Annotated in this window: 2 protein-coding genes; both read right to left on the bottom strand. The window is 58.8% G+C overall.

Features of this window, described 5'->3' with window-relative positions; translation table 11 throughout:
* The coding region (locus tag K7X24_RS20760; protein ID WP_318013156.1) for a hemagglutinin repeat-containing protein at nucleotides 1–15,887 on the bottom strand (15,887 nt) is incomplete at its 3' end.
* Nucleotides 15,888–15,937: 50 nt separating this feature from the next.
* Nucleotides 15,938–17,602 (bottom strand): ShlB/FhaC/HecB family hemolysin secretion/activation protein, encoded by a 1,665-nt coding sequence (locus tag K7X24_RS20755; RefSeq protein ID WP_224558149.1) that lies wholly within the window; start codon nucleotides 17,600–17,602, stop codon nucleotides 15,938–15,940.
* Between the last annotated feature and the right edge of the window lie 252 nt (nucleotides 17,603–17,854).

Genomic DNA, 17,854 nt, shown 5'->3' with positions numbered 1-17,854 from the left:
AGCGCGTTATTCGCGTGCTCAACGTCACGGCTCAGCGTGGTGATATCCTGCACCTGCTTCGCCGTATCCCGCAACAACAAAGTGCCATCGCTCACCGCCGCATAGGTAGTGCTGGAAGCATTACCGCTGTTACCCAGCGACATCAGCGCCGACGGCACATTCATCGCCAGCGTTGAGAGCAGGCTACCGCTCATCGATGGACTGGCGCTAAAACCTGCACCACTGTGCTCCACCTTGAATTCGGCTTTATTATCTAACCCGCTCCAGCCCAGCGTGCCCGTTTCCAGCCGGTTTTTCTCAGCGCTGGCGGTGGAGCCAATTACCGCGGCGTCAAGCTGGGTATGCTCACCGGTTTTTATACCAAATCCGTCTTTACCCGCAAAGAGCCCTGTCTGCTGTTGCACGCTGTCATAATTGCTGTGCATCTTGTCTTTACTGAGGCTGATATAGCCGCTACCGCCCCCGCCGCCCCAGGTAAAACTACCGCCCGCTGAGCCACTAACCTGTTTAGAATCATACCGCTCGCTGTCTTGCTGACTTTGCAGCAGCAAATTGCGTCCAGCATCGACATCAATACGCTCGCCGTTCACCTGCGCGCCAATCAGTCGCGTATCACGCTCGCTTTTCAGCGTGACGTGGTTACCTGCATCCACCGTGGTTTCTGACCAACTGTTGCCCGTCCCAGTTTCCCGCCCTTTCGCCGCATTAACATTGGCAAAAATGCTAAGTCCCGCGCTCCCGTTACTCAGTCCCAGGCTGACGCCGATATTTCCGCCGCTGCTGCTGTTTTTACCGCTGATCTCCTCGCTGTTACGGGCAGAGAGCAGGTGAATATCCTGCGCCGCGCTCATCATGACATCGCCGCCCGCCTTAAGCTGGCTGCCTGCGACCGTGATATCCCCCGTGCGCGATTCGATGCCAATATCTCCCGCCGCATTTAGCGTCGAACCAAAACTCTGTTTCTGCTCGCTGGTCTGGCTGGAACGTGAATTTTGCGCCCCGAGAGAAATACTCACGCCAACAAAAGACGCTTCCCCCTTGTTGTTCAGCTCGGACTGGCTGCCCTGATAGGCCTGATAACCGGCCAGTCCGGCTTTCATGCCCTGCAGCAGCGCCAGCCGGCCATCGCTTTCACTTTTTGCCGCCTGAATGCTCTGCACCGCGCTGTTGAGCGCCGAGCCCACCACGCCGGATAGCGCCACGGTCAGACCCGCGCTTTTCTGCTCAAACTCCTGCTGCTGTTTGCGCGTGTCATAGCCTGGGTCAATGGTGACGTTGTTACCTTGCAGGAGGATGTCTTTCCCGGCCACCATATCGGTGCCGCTGATCGTGACATCGTTCCCAGCCTTCACCGTCACCGAGTCGGTCGTGCTGCCAAGGGTGCTGATGCTCTGACTTTGTGTCGCCGCCTGATCGCGCAGTTTCTGGCTGGTCGAGGTTGAACCGATGGTAAAACCAATGCCGCCGCTAAACAGGCCGCTTTTTTTCTTGCTGTGCTCTTCATAGTTCTGGTAGTTCTCTACGCTGGCAGCGGTGTTGACGTCATTATTCGCCAGCAGCGTGACCTGTTTGTCACCGACCACTGAGGAGCCTTGCAGGTTGATATCCTGATTGGCCGCCATTGTGACACTGTCACCCGACAGCAAACTGCCTTTCTCATTGGTTTGCAGCGTTTCCTGCAGCGTATGCGTCACCGTCTTCGAAAACCGCTTCTTCTTGACCTGGGTTTCTTCAAAGAAGGTGTGCTGCGTTTCGGTGGCCGACAGCAGGTTGATGTTGTTGCCCGCCTGTGCCGTTACCGCGCCGCTCGCCACGCCCTGTGCCGCCTGCAGGTTGATATCTCTACCGGCCTGCAGGTTCAGACCTTTTCCAGCCGTCAGCTCAGTACTCTGCTGGGTGATGTTTTGCTGCCAGTCGGCGTGACGATTCCACCAGTTGCCGCTGTAGGTTTCTTCCGTTTCAGACAGTAGGTTGAGATCGCGTCCGGCCGCCAGTGTCGCATTGCCTTTGGCATTCAGGCTGGCCGCTTCGGACAGCACATCCCGTCCGGCCACCAGATTCAGATCGCCCCCGCTCAGGAGTTGGCTGTTTGCCACGTCCTGCGTGCGACGCTGCGCGGTACTGCCGCCCTGATACAGCGTCTCTTTCAGCGTGTCCTGTGCGGTCAGACGGATATCATTACCCGCCGCCAGCGTCAGCGCCGTTCCACCGGAAAGCGCGCTGGCGTCAATCTGAATATCCTGCCCCGCGACCGCTTTCAGCGCACCGCCCGCCGTGGCGGTACTGCCCTGCACGGCCGTATTCAACGCGGTATTGCTGCTGCCCCAGCCGATATCGACACGGTTATTGGTCAGCGTCAGCGCCTCAATCGCGACATTGCCTTTGGCGTTCAGCGCCATGTCCTGTCCGGCGTTGAGCGTAGCCGCCACGTTGCGGATATCCTTACCCGCGCTAAGCGTCAGGCTGTTGCCCGCGACGATCTCGGCGGTTTTGCCGAGTTCAGTGAAGACCAGCGAGCCAGTGCCGCTGCGCGAAGCCGTCGGCTGTGCGGTCTGGAAGTTGTGGCTCTCGGTTCGGTTGATGATATCGCCGTTGATGCTGGCGAGCTGCAGCGTGTTGCCTTCAATTCGGCTGCCGCTGTTGGTGATAGTGTTGAGCGCCACCAGATTCAGGCCGCCGTCTGATTTGATCAAGCCGCCTTCGTGGTTATCAATCTTGTCGCCGCTGGCGATCGCCAGCAATTCAATGGCCTTGAGCGTGCCGCTGTTGGTGACGCTGCCGCCCGCGTTCAGCTCAACCTTGTTCGCGACAATCGCGCTGCCCTGCAGGTGGCTTTTATCCGCCTGCGCCAGATACAGCTTCGGTGCCAGCACGGTTTGCCCGTTGACCTCGATATTTTCCCACCAGACCAGGCTCTGGCTGAGGTTCGCGACCTGATCCGGCGTCAGGCTGACGCCCAGTTGCAGGTTCATGCCTTTCTGCGCCGCGGCCGCGTTATCCAGCAGCGTCTGCATCTGTTCCAGATCGGAGCCGGTACCATTCAGGTGACGCTGCCCGCTCTGTTTCAGCACCGCCTGACTGATGTAGCGGGTATCAAACTCCGCATCCCCGAGGAAGCGGTAATCGTGGTCTGCATCCAGATTCAGTTTATCCAGCAGATAGGACGACCCCAGCACCCTATCAGCCTGCGTCCACTGCGAGCGCGTCTCGACAGGCACCACCGTTGACGGCTGCTGCCCCAGTAGCGTCTGCAGATCGCTGAACAGCGCGTTATCCACCTGTCCCAGCTGTTCCAGTTTCGGGTTGGTGTGGATCAGGTAACGGCTGTCCGCATTTGGGTCGACAACCAGCAGCCCGTTATTGCCCGTCGGCAGCGGATAATCGGCAAGCGGGTTGGTGCTCAGGTTTTGCAGCCCGTTGCCGATAGCGCTCAGCAGCGCCGCGGCAGAGAGAGGTTGTGGCGCAGCTCCGCCCGGCAGAGTGTCTGCACCGACCGTCGGCTTCGGTGCGTCAATCGCGGCCATGCCCGGTGTGGTCAACACAGCAGGCGTGCCCACCGTGCCCGCTATCGTGACGCCAGTCACAGTATTGCCCACGTTAACCGGCGTCAGGCTCTTGCCGCCATCGGGCCGTTGGCCTGTCGATGTGAGTGCAACGGCATCAGGGTTGCTGACGTGACCGGAGGTTGAAGGCTGTAGCACCACCGCGTCGCCAGTGTTGAGCGTCAGCGGCCCGGTGGTATTCGGAGCCGCAATTACCGCGCTGATGTTGTCAGCCTGTGCGCCCGCTTGCAGCGCGGTGCCCGACTGCTGCGTCAGTGTGACCGCATCGGGATTGCTGACGTGACCGGAAGTCGAAGGCGATAACACTACGGCGTCGCCAGTGTTGAGCGCCAGCGGCCCGGTGGTAGTCGGTGCCGCAATAGTCGCCGTGATGTTGTCAGCCTGTGCGCCCGCTTGCAGCGCGGTGCCCGCCTGCTGCGTCAGTGTGACCGCTTTGCCCGTCGCATTCCCCCCTGTGACATTGCCCGCCAGCGTCGCCGGTCCGTTCCCTGCTTTGGTGACGTCGACTGCACCCGCGTTAAATGACGAATCCTGGCTGACCATCTGGCGCGTGGTTTGTTTCTGCAACGGTGATAGCGTGGTGATGGCATCCAGCACCGGTTTGGTGGAAGCTGGCATAAAACCACCGCTGCCCGGCTGCAACGTGGTATTGCTGATATCTTGCTTAAAGTCGGCAGTAATGGTGCCGCCCGCCTGAATTAACGCGTTATAGCTTTCGCCTTCGGTTTTTTCGGTGGTTGGAGTGCCGTCGAGTGTTAGAATTACGAAGTCATCTTCTGTTCGGGGAAAATATACATATTCGAATGGCCTATCCTCATCCCTGACAGACATCATTTTATTCCATTCATCAATCGACCATCGGGGAGACGGCCCAACATATCTATATGTGACATATTCAACTAAACTACCAGAGAAATATGATACATTATTTAAAACCCTACCTTTAATTATTATATTTTTATTTGAAAATACATCTGACGCCTCATTATAAAAGACATCTGAGTAAATATTTAAATCTCCCGCCGACTTCATTTTTGAGTTTAGCCCAACAGATGTAACAACAACCTTATTCTCCGATGTAATGAATTTCCGGCTACTGACATTTGGATATAACGCCCATCTCCAAGTATATATTTGCCTGTTCGGGTCCTCGTAATCATAAGGTGCATCTTCAGAATCGATGTAATACCCTACCTCTCCATGTTTAAATTCATCCGGTTTAATATATAACTTTGTTCCTGTTATCCTTTGGTTGTTAGGAGATATTTGACTTTTAGTCTCCGTCACCACCAACCCTTCACGCTGATTGGTCAGCGTGCCGGTGTTAATGGTGATATCGCCGGCTTGGGTTTCAATGGTGCCGCTGCTGTTGAGCAGCGAGGTACTGGCGTTACCCTGTGCATCACGTTGCACCCACAGGCTGTTGCCTGCCAGAATGGTGCCGAACACGTTGGTCAGGGAATCCGACAGCAGGCGCATATTGCCGCCCGCATAGAGCATGCTGCTGTTGTGTAGCAAACCGCCGGCCTGCACCAGCAGGTCGCCCGTGGTGCCAATCAGCCCTTTGTTATTCAGCGTATTGTCGCTTATCAGCGTCAGATTACCGCCTGCCTGCACGCTGCCCGCTTCCAGTTGTACGATGTCTTTTGCGCTGATCCGTGAGTCCCCGCCGCCTGCCAGAATGTTGCCCTGATTGGTCAGCGTGCCAGTACTGGTCAACTGGACAGATTTACCCTGTAGAGTACCGCGCTGATCGAGGTCACCCGCCACGTTCAGTGTCAGTTGCTGTCCGGCGGCCATGGTTTGCGTGAAGGTCAGCGGCCCGGTGAGTTCGGCGGTCAGATTGCCCAGCGCCACCAGTTGCCCGTCCTGCTGCAGTTCATGGGTTTTCAGGCGCAGATCCTGCGCGCTGTAAAGCTTCGCCCCCTGACGATTGACGAGACGCTGCGTCTGCAGCGCCAGCTGTGTCAGACCCAGCAGCGTGCCGTGGTTGTCCAGCTCGTCGGCGATAATCTCCAGTTCACCGGCCTGCACCAGTCCGTTATTCACCCACTGCGGAATGTTCAGCGTCAGCTTATCTTGCGCCATCAGGCTGCCCTGCTGGGTAAACTGCGCGGTGTTGACGGCCAGCCCGCGCCCCTGCAGCCAGCCGTGGTTATCTACCGCCGCCGCGTTGAGCGTGGTGGTGCCGTCGGATAACATCTGCCCTGCCTGCTGGTTGACAATCTTCTCTTTTCCATCCAGTTGCAGCGCGGCGGTGCCCTGTACCGTACCGCCATTGGTGATGGTGCTCCCCGTCAGCGTGGTGGTCGCGGCTTTGATTTCACCCTGATTATTCAACGCGGCCGCCTGCACGCTCAGCGTGCCGTCGCTGCTTAAACGTGCCTGCGGGGCATTGGTGAACTGGCCGGCGACGGTGGCGTCAAGCGCACGGTCGCCGCGCAGGGTGCCGTGGTTAGTTAGTGCATCCGCATCCAGCGTCAGCGTGCTGCCCTGCACCTGACCGCGGTTGGTAATATCATGCGCCGTCAGGCTCAGGTCGCCGCCGCTGACCAGTTGGCTGCCCTGCGCACCCTGATAGGTCCCGCTCAGTTGCAGCGTCCCGCGCTGTACGCCCAGCAGATTGCCCTGCTGTTCCAGGTCACGGGCGGTCAGGTGTAACGCGTCCGACTGCCACAGACCCTGATTGCGCAGCACGCCGGTCGTCAGTTCCCCGGTACCGCCGCTCAGCAGCCGCCCCGTTGCCAGATTATCAACGCGGTCAGTGAGATTCAGCGTAAAGCCGCCGACGCCCGTCAGCGTGCCGCCGTTCTCCAGCATCCTGCCGGTCAACGTCACCGCCCCTTGTGAGAACAGCTCACCCTGATTACGTAACTGGTCGCCGTTGAGCGACAACCTGTTCAGCCCCGCGACGGTACCGCTATTGCTGAACGTGTCGCCGTTCAGCGTCAGCGTCCCCGCATGCCATAAACCGGCGTTGTCCGCCTGTTTAGCCTGGAGCGTGGCCGCGCCTTTGCTGAGCAACTGGCTGCTTTTATCGCCGACATAGCGCAACACATCGAGCAGACGCAGCGCGTCAGTGCCCTGAATGCGGCCCTGATTGTCGATTTCATTAGCGCGCAGTTGCAGGTCGTTGGCCTGCAGCGTACCAGCATTGCGCAGCGTGCCGCTGTCGAGACTGCCTGCGCCGTTGGTCAGCAGTTCCGCTCCGGCGCGGTTAATCAGTTCATCCCGGTTTGTGACTGTCAGGCCGTTGCTGCCCAGCACACGCCCACTGTTATCCAGCGTGGTGGTGGTCAGGTTCAGCGTGTCCGCGGCTATCTCACCGCTCTGGTTCAGGCGGCCGGCCGTGATAACAGCCTCGCCGTCGCTCAGCAGGCGTGACTGTGCATTTCCCTGATAGGTGCCCAGTAACTCAAGACGCAGCCCGTCCTGACCGAGCAGCGATCCGCCGTTTGTCAGGTTGTTCGCCGTCAGCGCCAGCGTATTCCCCTGCCAGAATCCGTCATTCGTGACCGTTTCTGCCTGCGCCTGCAAGGCACCGTTAGTCAGTAGTTGGCCGGTGCCGCCGACCGTCAGGCCGTCACGCAGTTCCAGCGTGATGCCACGCTCACCAATAACCGTGCCGGTGTTGTCGAACGCACCGCCGTTCAGCGCCAGCGCCCGGCTTTCCCAGCGTCCGCTATTGCGCAGCTGGTTGCCGCGCAGCGTCAACGTGTCGGCAGTATGCAGCAGGCCTGACCCCTGATAGTCGCCATCAAGCGTCAGCGCCCCGTCAGCAATCACGTTGCCCGCATTGTTTATCGCACCACTGTCGAGCGTCAGCTTACCCACGCCGGACACGGTGCCCTGATTGTCGAGCTGGCTGGCGCTCAGCCAGCTGTCGCCGCCGGAGAGCAGCGTGCCCTGATTGATTAACCGGCTGGATGGATGGGTACGATCCAGCGCGATGGCTAACCCGTGGTCACCCTGCATCCGCCCGCGGTTGGTCAACTGCTGCGCATCAAACGTCAGGCGGTCTGCCTGCACGTCACCGTCGTTTGTCACGCTCGCCGCGCGCAATACTGCCATCCCCTGCGACAGGAGCTTCCCGTTTTGCTGATTAGTCAGGCCATTGGCGGCGGTCAATGACAGGGCGTTGAGACCAAAAATCTGTCCACGGTTAGTCAGCTCGTTGGCCTGCAGCGTGATATCGCCCGCCTGCCACTGCCCGTGATTGTCAACCTGATCCGCCGTCAGCGTGCTGGTGCCCTGACTCAGCCATTTGCCCTGATTGCGTGCCGTCCCCGCAATCGCCAGCGTTAGCGCATCCACGCCCAGCATCTTGCCCTGATTATCCAGCGTTTTTGCGTCCACCGTCAGCTTACGGGCTTCCAGCGTACCCTGTTGATCAATATGGTTCGCAACGATACCTAACATGGTGTTGCCGCTAATAAGCCCGCGGTTATCCAGTTTATTACGCACATTCAGTTGCAGATCGTCCGAGCCCCGCATCTGACCGTGGTTGAGCACGTCCGCCGCGGTGATATCGATGCGCTGGCTGGTGAGATCGCCAGTGTTGGTCAGGGTGCCGTCCAGCGTCAGTTGCAGGTCGCGTGTGCCGTTCAGTTGACCGTCGTTGGTCACATCGCGGGCGGCAATGGTCAGCGCCTGGCTGTTCAGCGCGCCCTGATTATCAAGATGATTGCCGAGATCCAGCGTCAGCCCGTTCACGCCCGTCAGAGTGCCGTGGTTGACGACGTCCCTGGCCTTGAGGGTCAGCGCGTTACTGCCGATGTCACGCGTATTATTCAGTGTCCCGTTCAGCCCCAGAGACAGGCTGTCGACACCAGTGAGCGTGCCGTGGTTGGTCAGGTCGTTGGCGTTCAGTTCCACCGCCGCCCCGTACAGCGTGCCGCGGTTGGTGAGGCTGTTGCCGGTTGTCAGTTCAAGACGGTCGAGGCCGTTGATTTTCCCGCGGTTGTCCAGTCTGTCGGCCTGCACAGTCAGTTGATAGCTGCTCAGCGTGCCCTGATTGGTTAACGCGTCATCCAGCGTCAGTTGAAGACCGTCAACGCCGGTGAGGGTGCCTTCGTTGGTCAGCGTACGGGCAGCAACCGTGGCGAGCTTGCTCCACAGCGTGCCCTTATTGTGTAATTCGCCGTTTACCAGCGTCGCCTTCAGCGAGGTATCGCCCTGAATATGGCCGACATTGGTCAGTTGCTGTGCGTCCAGCGTCAGGCTGTCCGCCTGCCATTCGCCCTCGTTACTCACCTCGGTCGCGTTCAGCACCGCCACGCCCTGCGTGAGCAGTTTGCCGGTCTGCGCATTGCTCAGCATATTTTTCGCCGTCAGCGTCAGCGCCGACAGTCCCAGTAGCCGTCCGGCATTCTCGACGTCATCCGCCGTCAGCGTCAGCGTGTTGCCCTGCCAAAATCCGTCGTTAGTGACCGCTCCCGCCCGTGCTGATAACTCACCGTTAGTCAGCAACTGACCGGTGCTGCCGACCGTCAGGCCATCGCGCAGTTCCAGTGTGATACCGCGCTCACCGATAACCGTGCCGGTGTTGTCGAACGCACCACCGTTCAGCGCCAGCGCCCGGCTTTCCCAGCGTCCGTTATTGCGTAGCTGATTGCCGCGCAGCGTCAGCGTGTCGGCGGTATGCAGCAAGCCCGTACCCTGATAGTCGCCATCAAGCGTCAGCGCTCCGTCGGCAATCACGTTGCCCGCGTTGTTTATCGCACTACTGTCGAGCGTCAGCTTACCCACGCCGGATACGGTGCCCTGATTGTCGAGCAGGCTGGCGCTCAGCCAGCTGTCGCCGCCGGAGAGCAGCGTCCCCTGATTGGTTAACCAGCTGGCGGGGTTGGTACGATCCAGCGCGATAGCTAACCCGTTGTCACCCTGAATGCGCCCGCGGTTGGTCAGTTTCTGCGCATCAAACGTCAGGCGGTCCGCCTGCGCGTTGCCGTCGTTTGCCACCGTCTCCGCACGCAATACCGCAATACCCTGCGACAGGAGTGTCCCGTTTTGCTGATTAGCCAGGCCGTTGGCGGCGGTCAATGACAACGCATTGATACCAAAAATCTGCCCGCTGTTGGTCAGGTCAGCGGCCTGCAGCGTGATGTCGCCCGCCTGCCACTGCCCGTGATTCTCAACTTGATCTGCCGTCAGCGTGCTGCTGCCCTGACTCAGCCATTTACCCTGATTGCGTGCCGTTCCCGCAATTGCCAACGTCAGTGCATCCACGCCCAGCATTTTTCCCTGATTATCCAGCGTCTGCGCGTCCACCTTCAGCGCCCGCGCTTCCAGCGTACCCTGCTGGTTGATATGGTTCGCCACCACGCCCAGCGTGGTGCTGCCGCTGATAAGACCGCGGTTGTCCAGTGTGTTGCGTACATCTAACTGCAGATCGTCCGAGCCCAGTATCTGCCCGTGGTTCAGCACGTCCGCCGCGGTGATACCTGTCCGCTGGCTGGTGAGGTCACCGGTGTTGGTCAGGGTGCCGTCCAGCGTCAGCTGCAGGTCGCGCGTGCCGTTCAGTTGACCGCCGTTGGTCACGGCGTTGGCGGTAATGGCCAGTGCCTGGCTGTTCAGCGCCCCCTGATTATCAAGATGATTACCAAGCGCCAGCGTCAGCCCGTTCACGCCCGTCAGGGTGCCGTTGTTGAATACGTCATTGGCCTTGAGCGTCAGCGCATTACTGCTGATGTTATGCGTATTATTCAGCGTCCCATTCAGATGTAGATTCAGACTGTCGACGCCGGTGAGCGTGCCGTGGTTGGTCAGGCTGCTGGCGTTCAGCTCCACCGCCGCCCCGTACAGCGTGCCACGGTTGGTGAGGCTATTATCGGTTGTCAGTTCAAGGCGGTCGAGGCCGTTGATTTTCCCACTGTTATCCAGTCTGTCGGCCTGTGCAGTCAGTTGATAGCTGTTCAGCGTGCCCTGGTTGGTTAATGCGTCATCCAGCGTCAGTTGAAGACCGTCAACGCCGGTGAGGGTGCCTTCGTTAGTCAGCGTACGGGCAGCAATAGTGCCGATCTTGCTCCACAGCGTGCCCTTATTGTGTAATTCGCCGTTTGCCAGCGTCGCCTTCAGCGAGGTATCGCCCTGAATATGGCCGACGTTGGTCAGTTGCTGTGCGTCCAGCGTCAGGCTGTCCGCCTGCCACTCTCCCTCGTTGCTCACCTCGGTCGCGTTCAGCACCGCCATGCCCTGCGTGAGCAGTTTGCCGGTTTGCGCATTGCTCAGCGTATTTTTCGCCGTCAGCGTCAGCGCCGACAGTCCCAGCAGTTGGCCGGCATTCTCGACGTCATCCGCCGTCAGCGTCAGTGTCTTCGCCTGCCATTGTCCACGGTTTTCCAGTCGGTTGGCGGTCAGCGTGCTGTCGCCCTGACTCAGCCATTTTCCGCTGTTACGCGCCGTGGTATGGATCGCCAGCGTCAGCGCATCCGCGCCCAGCATTGTGCCCTGATTGTCCAGCGCGTTCGCCTGCACATGTAGTTGGCGGCTTTCGAGCGAACCTAATTGTTCGACCTGACTCGCCTCAAGCTGCACCCTCTGACTGCCGCTCATCAGGCCGCTATTGCGCACCGTCTTCTGCAGCGTCAGGTGCAGCGCGTCACCGGAGACCTCGCCCTGATTGAACAGGTCAGTCGCCGACAGCCCCAGCGTCGCCCCATAAAGCTGGCCCTGATTGGTCAGGCGGTCAGCAAGGGTGAGTTGCAGTTCATCAATGCCGGCAATCTCGCCGCCGTTAAACAGGGTATCAGCCGTAATCGCTGTCCGCTGCCCCAGCAGCGTGCCCTGATTCTCCAGCGCGTGCCCTTGCAGTTGGATAGCGTTCGCCTGCCAGCGCCCGCGGTTGGTGAGCGTGGTGCCGGACCAGTCCAGCGCCCCGTCCGTCTGCAGCGTCCCGCTGCCCTGATAATTGCCCGCCAGTGACAGCGAGGTGACGGCCAGCACGGTTCCGGCATTCTCCATCGTCTCGCCGATAAGGGTTGCCGCGCCGTTACTGGCGAGGGAGCCATGATTAGTTATCTGCGTCGCGCGCAGCTGCGTGTCGCCTCCAGACACCAGTGTGCCGTGGTTGTCCAGAACACCGTCTGTTGCTCCGCCACTCTGGCGTGAGGATGACGCGTTGAGTTGCTGAATATCTGCCGCCAGTGATAGCGCCATCGGCAGGAGTGCGTGCTGGCGCGCAGCGCTCGCAGGCGCGACCGTGATGTCGATATCGCCTTCGGCCTGAACCCGTCCCGCGTTGGTGAAACTGGCCGCATGCAGCGTCAGGTTATCTGCCCGCCACTCGCCGTGGTTCTCTGCCTGAGCGGCCTGTAACACCGCCGCGCCCTGCGTAAACAGTTTCCCGTTTTGTTGATTGTTAAACCCGTTTTGTGCGGTTATGAACAGCGCGTCAATTCCCAGCAGTTGCCCAGCGTTGGTGACCTCATCCGCGTCAAGCAAGAGGGACCCGGCCTGCACCAGACCGCTATTGTCCACCTGCCGGGCGGTAACCATGCCGTTGCCCTGCGTCAGCACATTACCCCTGTTCGTGACCGTGCCCACGATGGCGAGCGTCAGCGCATCCACGCCCAGCATCTTGCCCTGATTGATCAGTGAGGCGGCGTCCAGCGTGACGGTTTTCCCCTCCAGCGTGCCATTTTCATGCTGTTTGACGTCATTGGCTGTGACCGCCAGCGTGTTACTGCCGCTGATTATCCCTGCGTTATCCAATAACCCCGCCACATCCAGTTGCAGATTATTGATGCCCTGCAACTCGCCACGGTTGTTCACGTCCGCCGCAGCGACAGACAGGCTGTCGCTGCGCAACGCGCCGGTATTGTAAAGGTTGTCGCCGAGCGACAGCGTTAGCGTATCGACACCGGTGATGTCGCCGTGGTTAAACAGGTGCTCCACGGACATCGCGACCGTATTGCCCAGCACCGTCCCCTGATTGGTCAACGTCAGGCCTTGCAGAGACAGCGCCCGGCTTTCCCAGTGCCCGTGATTCACCAGCGTGTCGCCGTGCAGCGTCAGCGTACCCGCCGTATTCAGCAGGCCGCGGCCCTGATAGTCGCCACGCAGCGACAGCCCTGTTGCCGCCACCAGACGGCCGTCGTTAATCAGCGACGCGCCTGTCAGTTCAGTGCGCCCCAGGCTGGACAGCGTGCCCTGGTTATCCATCAGGCGTGCGAACAGCGTGGCGTCTCCGCCTGTTGTCACGGTGCCACGGTTAACCAATGTGCCCTTGCCGTCAGTGGTGGGCAGCGTCAGAGATAAGGACTCATCCCCCTGGATCTGACCGTCATTGGTCAGACTCTCTGCCGCCAGCGTCAGGGTTTTCGCCTGCCAGTCTCCGGCATTGACGGCATCCGCCGCCGTTAACGTCGCTACGCCCTGAGACAGCAGTTTTCCCGCCTGCCGATTGGTGAGCCCGTGGGTCGCCGTCAGCGCCAGCGAGGACACGCCGAGGATTTTCCCCGCGTTATCCAGTTCATTCACCTGCAGCGCGATATTTTTCGCCAGCAAGGTACCCTGATTATCAAACCGGTGTGCCGATGTGGTGCTGTCGCCCTCGCTCAGCAGCTCACCCTGATTCGACAGGTTGCCGGTTATCGCCAGCGTCAGCGCATCGGTGCCGTGAAGCGTGCCCTGATTGGTAAGACGTGCCGCTTCCGCACGAAGTTGCTTGCCCTGCAGCGTACCGGCGTTATCCAGACTGCCAGTTAAGAAGAGCGACAGGTTATTGATACCGCTCATCGTGCCGCTGTTGTTGAGTGACCCACCGTCTGCCGTCAGGGTTAACGCCTGCAGCGAGCCCCGGTTCTCGGCCTTCGCAGCCTGAAGGCGCAGCGCCTCCCCGCTGAGCCAGTCGCCGCTATTGGTAAAGGTATCGGCGACGGTCAGGTTCACCGCGCCGAGCGCCTGTGCCTGCCCGCTGCTGGTGAGGGTCGTCGCCTGAATAGCCAGCACATTGCCCTGCAACGTACCAGCATTGCTGGCGACATCGCTGTGAATCGTCCAGTTGCCCGCCGTCAAAAGGCTGCCGCGGTTGTCCAGTTGCTCGGAGGTAATCTGCCCGTCGCCGGTAATACTGGTCTTGCCCGCGTTAAGCCAGCGCTCGGCATTCAACAGGAACTGCTGCGCCTGAATCGCGCCATCGGTCTCCACCTGCCCCGCGTTCACCGTCAGGTCGGTGCCCGCCAGCAGCGTGCCGCGAGCGGATTGCGTCAGTGAACGTGTGGCATCAAGCTGCAGCGCGTTGTCGGCCTGCAGCGTGCCCTGATTGGTGAGCGTGCCAGTATGCAACTGTAAGGCGGGGGCCGTAATCGTACCGTCATTGCTGAGACGGTCGGCGGTAACCTGCAGGGCGTGACCGGACTGCATCAGGCCGCGGTTATCCAGCGTGCCACCCAGCGTCAGCGCCAGTTTTTCACCCGCGCTGAGCGTGCCACGGTTCACCAGACTGCCACCGTGCAGCGCCAGCATCTGTTGTGCGTTGAGCGTGCCGTGGTTTTCGGTCGTCTGGCTGGTCAGGTCGAGGGCGTTTGCCGTGACGTCGCCCTGATTGGTGAACTGGGTGGCCTGCGCAGTCAGCGTCGCAGCGTTCAATGTGCCACCGTTGGTGAGGTGGTCGGCCAGCAAAAACAGCTGATTATCCGTCAGAATGTTGCCCTGATTGTTCAGCACTGTTTGCAGTTCAAGTTTCACTTCATTCCGAGCGCTGAGTAATCCGCTGTTGTCCAGACGCTGCGCGTTAACCGCCAACCGTTCTGCCGCCGCCAGCGTGCCGCTGTTCGTCAAGGCGTTGCCGCTGAACGTCAGCTCCTGCAGCGCGGCGATATCGCCGCGGTTGTCCAGCGCATCCAGCGTCAGCATGAGACTCTTCCCTGCCAGCGTGCCGCGCTGCACCAGACGTCCGCCGTCAATGGCCAGCGCATTACCGGAGGTCAGGTTCCCCTGCCAATCGCCCTGCTGTGTGACGCGCACGGTGGCCTTGTTCTTCGCCTGAAATTGCGCACTGCCGGTGCCGTTAAGGGTTGTCGCCTCCAGCCACACCTCTTCAGCGCCCGCGCTGCCTGCCAGCGACACGGTGTCCCCGCGCATTTCAAGCACCGACTCCGCCTTGAGGCCGCTTTGCGCATCCTGTTGCAGCGATTGCCCTGCATCGACCGTCATGTTGCCCGCGGCAAGCTGGGTAGCCGCAAGCATGACGCCGTCACTTTTTATCGATAATTGATTCGCTGACTTGACCTTGCCCTGCGCATCGACGCCCGCACTGATGACGCTGTTTTGTGCTTTCAGTCCGCCACCCGATGCCAGCTCGATGTTTTGTCCAGCACGCAGCGTCGCGTCCTGCAACGTGATGTTTTGTCTGGCTTTCAGCGTCAGGGTATCTCCCGCCTGCTGCTTGCCCTGTAGCACCAGTGCGTCCGCGTCGGCCTGAATAGCGCCCTGCGCCACCGTATCGCCGAGGCTGAGTTTACCGTTCGCCGACAGCGTGATATCGCCGCTGCGCGCGCTCAGATTGCCTACGTTAACGCCCACGCCTTTATCACTGGACACCAGTTTGATGCGGTTGGTGTACATGCCACCCAGCGCGCCCGTATCCAGCGCGACTTTTACATTACTGCCAGTCACGCCGCTGTCTGCCGCCTGCGCCGTCACCTTGCCCGTCGCGTCAACCTGATTGGCACCGAGCACAATCCGAGTATCGTTGGCATTCAGCCCAGCATCAATCTGCGCGGTGCGGGCTATCAGGCTGAGGTAGTCGCTCTTGCTCGCATCCAGCCCCTTTCCGGTCAGCGTGATATCGCCACGCTTCACGTCGATATGTTGCAGATTTCCCCGCGCGTCAAGCTGCGGTTTTCCAGTGGTCAGCGTCACCTGTGGAGTGTTGATAAAACCACAACCGTCGCAGGTGATGCCATTCGGGTTGGCAACAATCACGCTGGCCTGCTTGCCACCCACTTCAAGGTAGCCCGCCAGCGTACTGCGGTTAGTGGACACCACTTCGTTGATAATGGCGTCGGCGGCGTTGCCTTTCAGATTGGGGTTGTTTTGGATCAGCCCACCCAGTTGGGTCGGATTGAGCTGTTCCGTGCCGTTATTTAGGATCAGGCCAGGTTTGTCGACGTTAAAGTCGCGGTACTGGTTGTGAGAGATCCCCGCGCTGTTTGGCGTGGCAATATTAATGACCGGGACGCCGTTGCCAGCCTGATCCAGCGCGGTATTGCCCGTCGCAACCTGCACGCCCGCAGCCATCGCCGGCAGCAGCGGCTGAAACGCAATCAGGTGGATCAGCGTATACGCCAGCAGGCGCTGTGTGGTTTTTACTGGTTTCATCCCTGATCCCCGGTCTTAATGACTAATTATGAACAACAAAAAGTTAAAAACTAAAAAGAAAGCCCCACGCGGTAATACACCACGGCGCTATCCGGTTTTAGCCAGTCGGGATGTGCCAACGGCCAGCCAACCGTGATTTGTTGTGATAGATATTGATTCGCGACACCCGCGCCTACCGCCGCGCCCCATAGCGTGCCCGCCGATTCACTGTCCGCCTGATGCGAGAAGAGGTGCCCGCCGTCCACCGCTGCCGTCAGGGTGACGCTGCCCAATAGCGGCAACTGCGCCGCTCGCCAGTTGACTTCATTGCGCCAGTAGCCGCCGCGATTGCCTGAGAGATACTGCTCTTTAAAACCGCGCACGGAGGTTTCCCCGCCCAGCGTTACCTGCTCGCTGCCATACAGGCGCTGCGGTGAATACTGGCCGTAAACGTTGGTGAGATAATGAAGGTTGTCAGCAATCGGGTAGTAATAACTGGCCGCCAGCGTCACCTTGTTAAATTCGGCGCGCAGCGCATCATCAGATTTCCCTTCATCGCTTTCAGCGCCGAACCAGCGCGTTCCTCTGCTGTAAGCCGGGTTGAGCGTCGCCAGCCCGCCCCACAGCTTTTGACTATGATTGATGCCGATAATCGCGCTGCTGAGTTTACGGCTGCTGGATTGCAGCAGGACATCGTTGAGGTAATTCTGCCCGATACGGTGCGACAGGCCCGCCGAGAGGCTGGTTTTCATATCGCCGTTGCGAAACACCACGCGTGACAGCGTGGCGCGGTGCGTCTGGCTGTCGCCGGTTGAATGCCAGACAAAATCCCGGTTGATGAAATCGTTGCGATAACGGCTTTGGGAGTAGTCGTAGCTGAGCGTCCAGTAACCATAGGGCAGCGACACGCCCGCCTGTAAGCTCTCGACATTGCGACTATCGCGAAACTCGCTGCTGTGCCCGCCGTTGACAAACCACTGGTCGGCCAGCCCCAGCACGTTATCCGCCCACAGGCCGCCACTGAGCTGCCGTTCTCCAGTACTTTTCTGACCGCTATTATCAAAACCGATATTTGCCGTCAGCGGAATTTGCTTTTTACTGGTAAGGTTCACGATGGAATAGCCGGGCTGGCTGCCGGGCTGAATTTCGATGCTTACCTGCTGCGTTGGCATGCGGTTGAGCTGTTCCATGCCCTGCTCAATATCCCGAAGATTGAGAATGTCACCTTCCAACCCCGGAAAAACCTGTTTTAATGCCCACGTCGATTGATTATTAATATTAATAGATTCGAGGCGACCTTCCAGAATATCGATCTGCAATATACCGCCAGAAAGATCTTGTTCAGCAATAAAAGCTCGGCTGGTGATATACCCCCGTTCGATATACCAATTACTGACATCATGAATAAGCTGATTTATATCGTTAACATTAAGACAACGATTAATATAATCTTTATTTAACTTATTTTTATCTTTTTCACGCAGCAAGGAGCTATTGTGATAATTAATATCCTTAATGAAAAAGCAGTGTCCAGCATCGCTTCCGCTAGTTGGATTTATCGTCGTTTGAGGTTGATTTAACTGCAATAACTCATCGCGCTGTTGCCGAGACTGATCAATTACCTCGGCCTGCCGCTGCTGAATGTCATTTCTGTCTGCCGGATTAAGCGGCGCGGAAAATACGGTATAAGAAAATAGCGCAGGCATGATAACGATCAGCCTGAAAAAACCACGCATGGCTTCATCCCTGATGATAATAATTTTTTCGGCATAGTAGAACCGTTAATTACCAAGCTCAATATGTCAGGTAATATATAATTTTATGACAATGGGTTTGCGTTAAGTCGCGATAAAATGTTTCCTTAACCAATAATTTTAGGTTGGTTACACTTCGTCATACAATGCTGCGTATTTCATAACCTTCTCTTGTCGATTCTTCACCCGTGGGATATCTCACCCCATAGCATCGTTGATGCATCATATTGTATA

Source organism: Pectobacterium versatile (assembly GCF_020166435.1).
In the GTDB taxonomy this organism is placed as follows: domain Bacteria; phylum Pseudomonadota; class Gammaproteobacteria; order Enterobacterales; family Enterobacteriaceae; genus Pectobacterium; species Pectobacterium versatile.
The sequence above is the reverse complement of the archived record's forward strand: the minus strand, read 5'-3'. Positions and strand labels throughout refer to the sequence as shown.

Excerpts from the sequence above, each read along its gene's own strand:
- K7X24_RS20755 (WP_224558149.1), bottom strand. The coding sequence starts at position 17,602 with ATGCGTGGTTTTTTCAGGCTGATCGTTATCATGCCTGCGCTATTTTCT.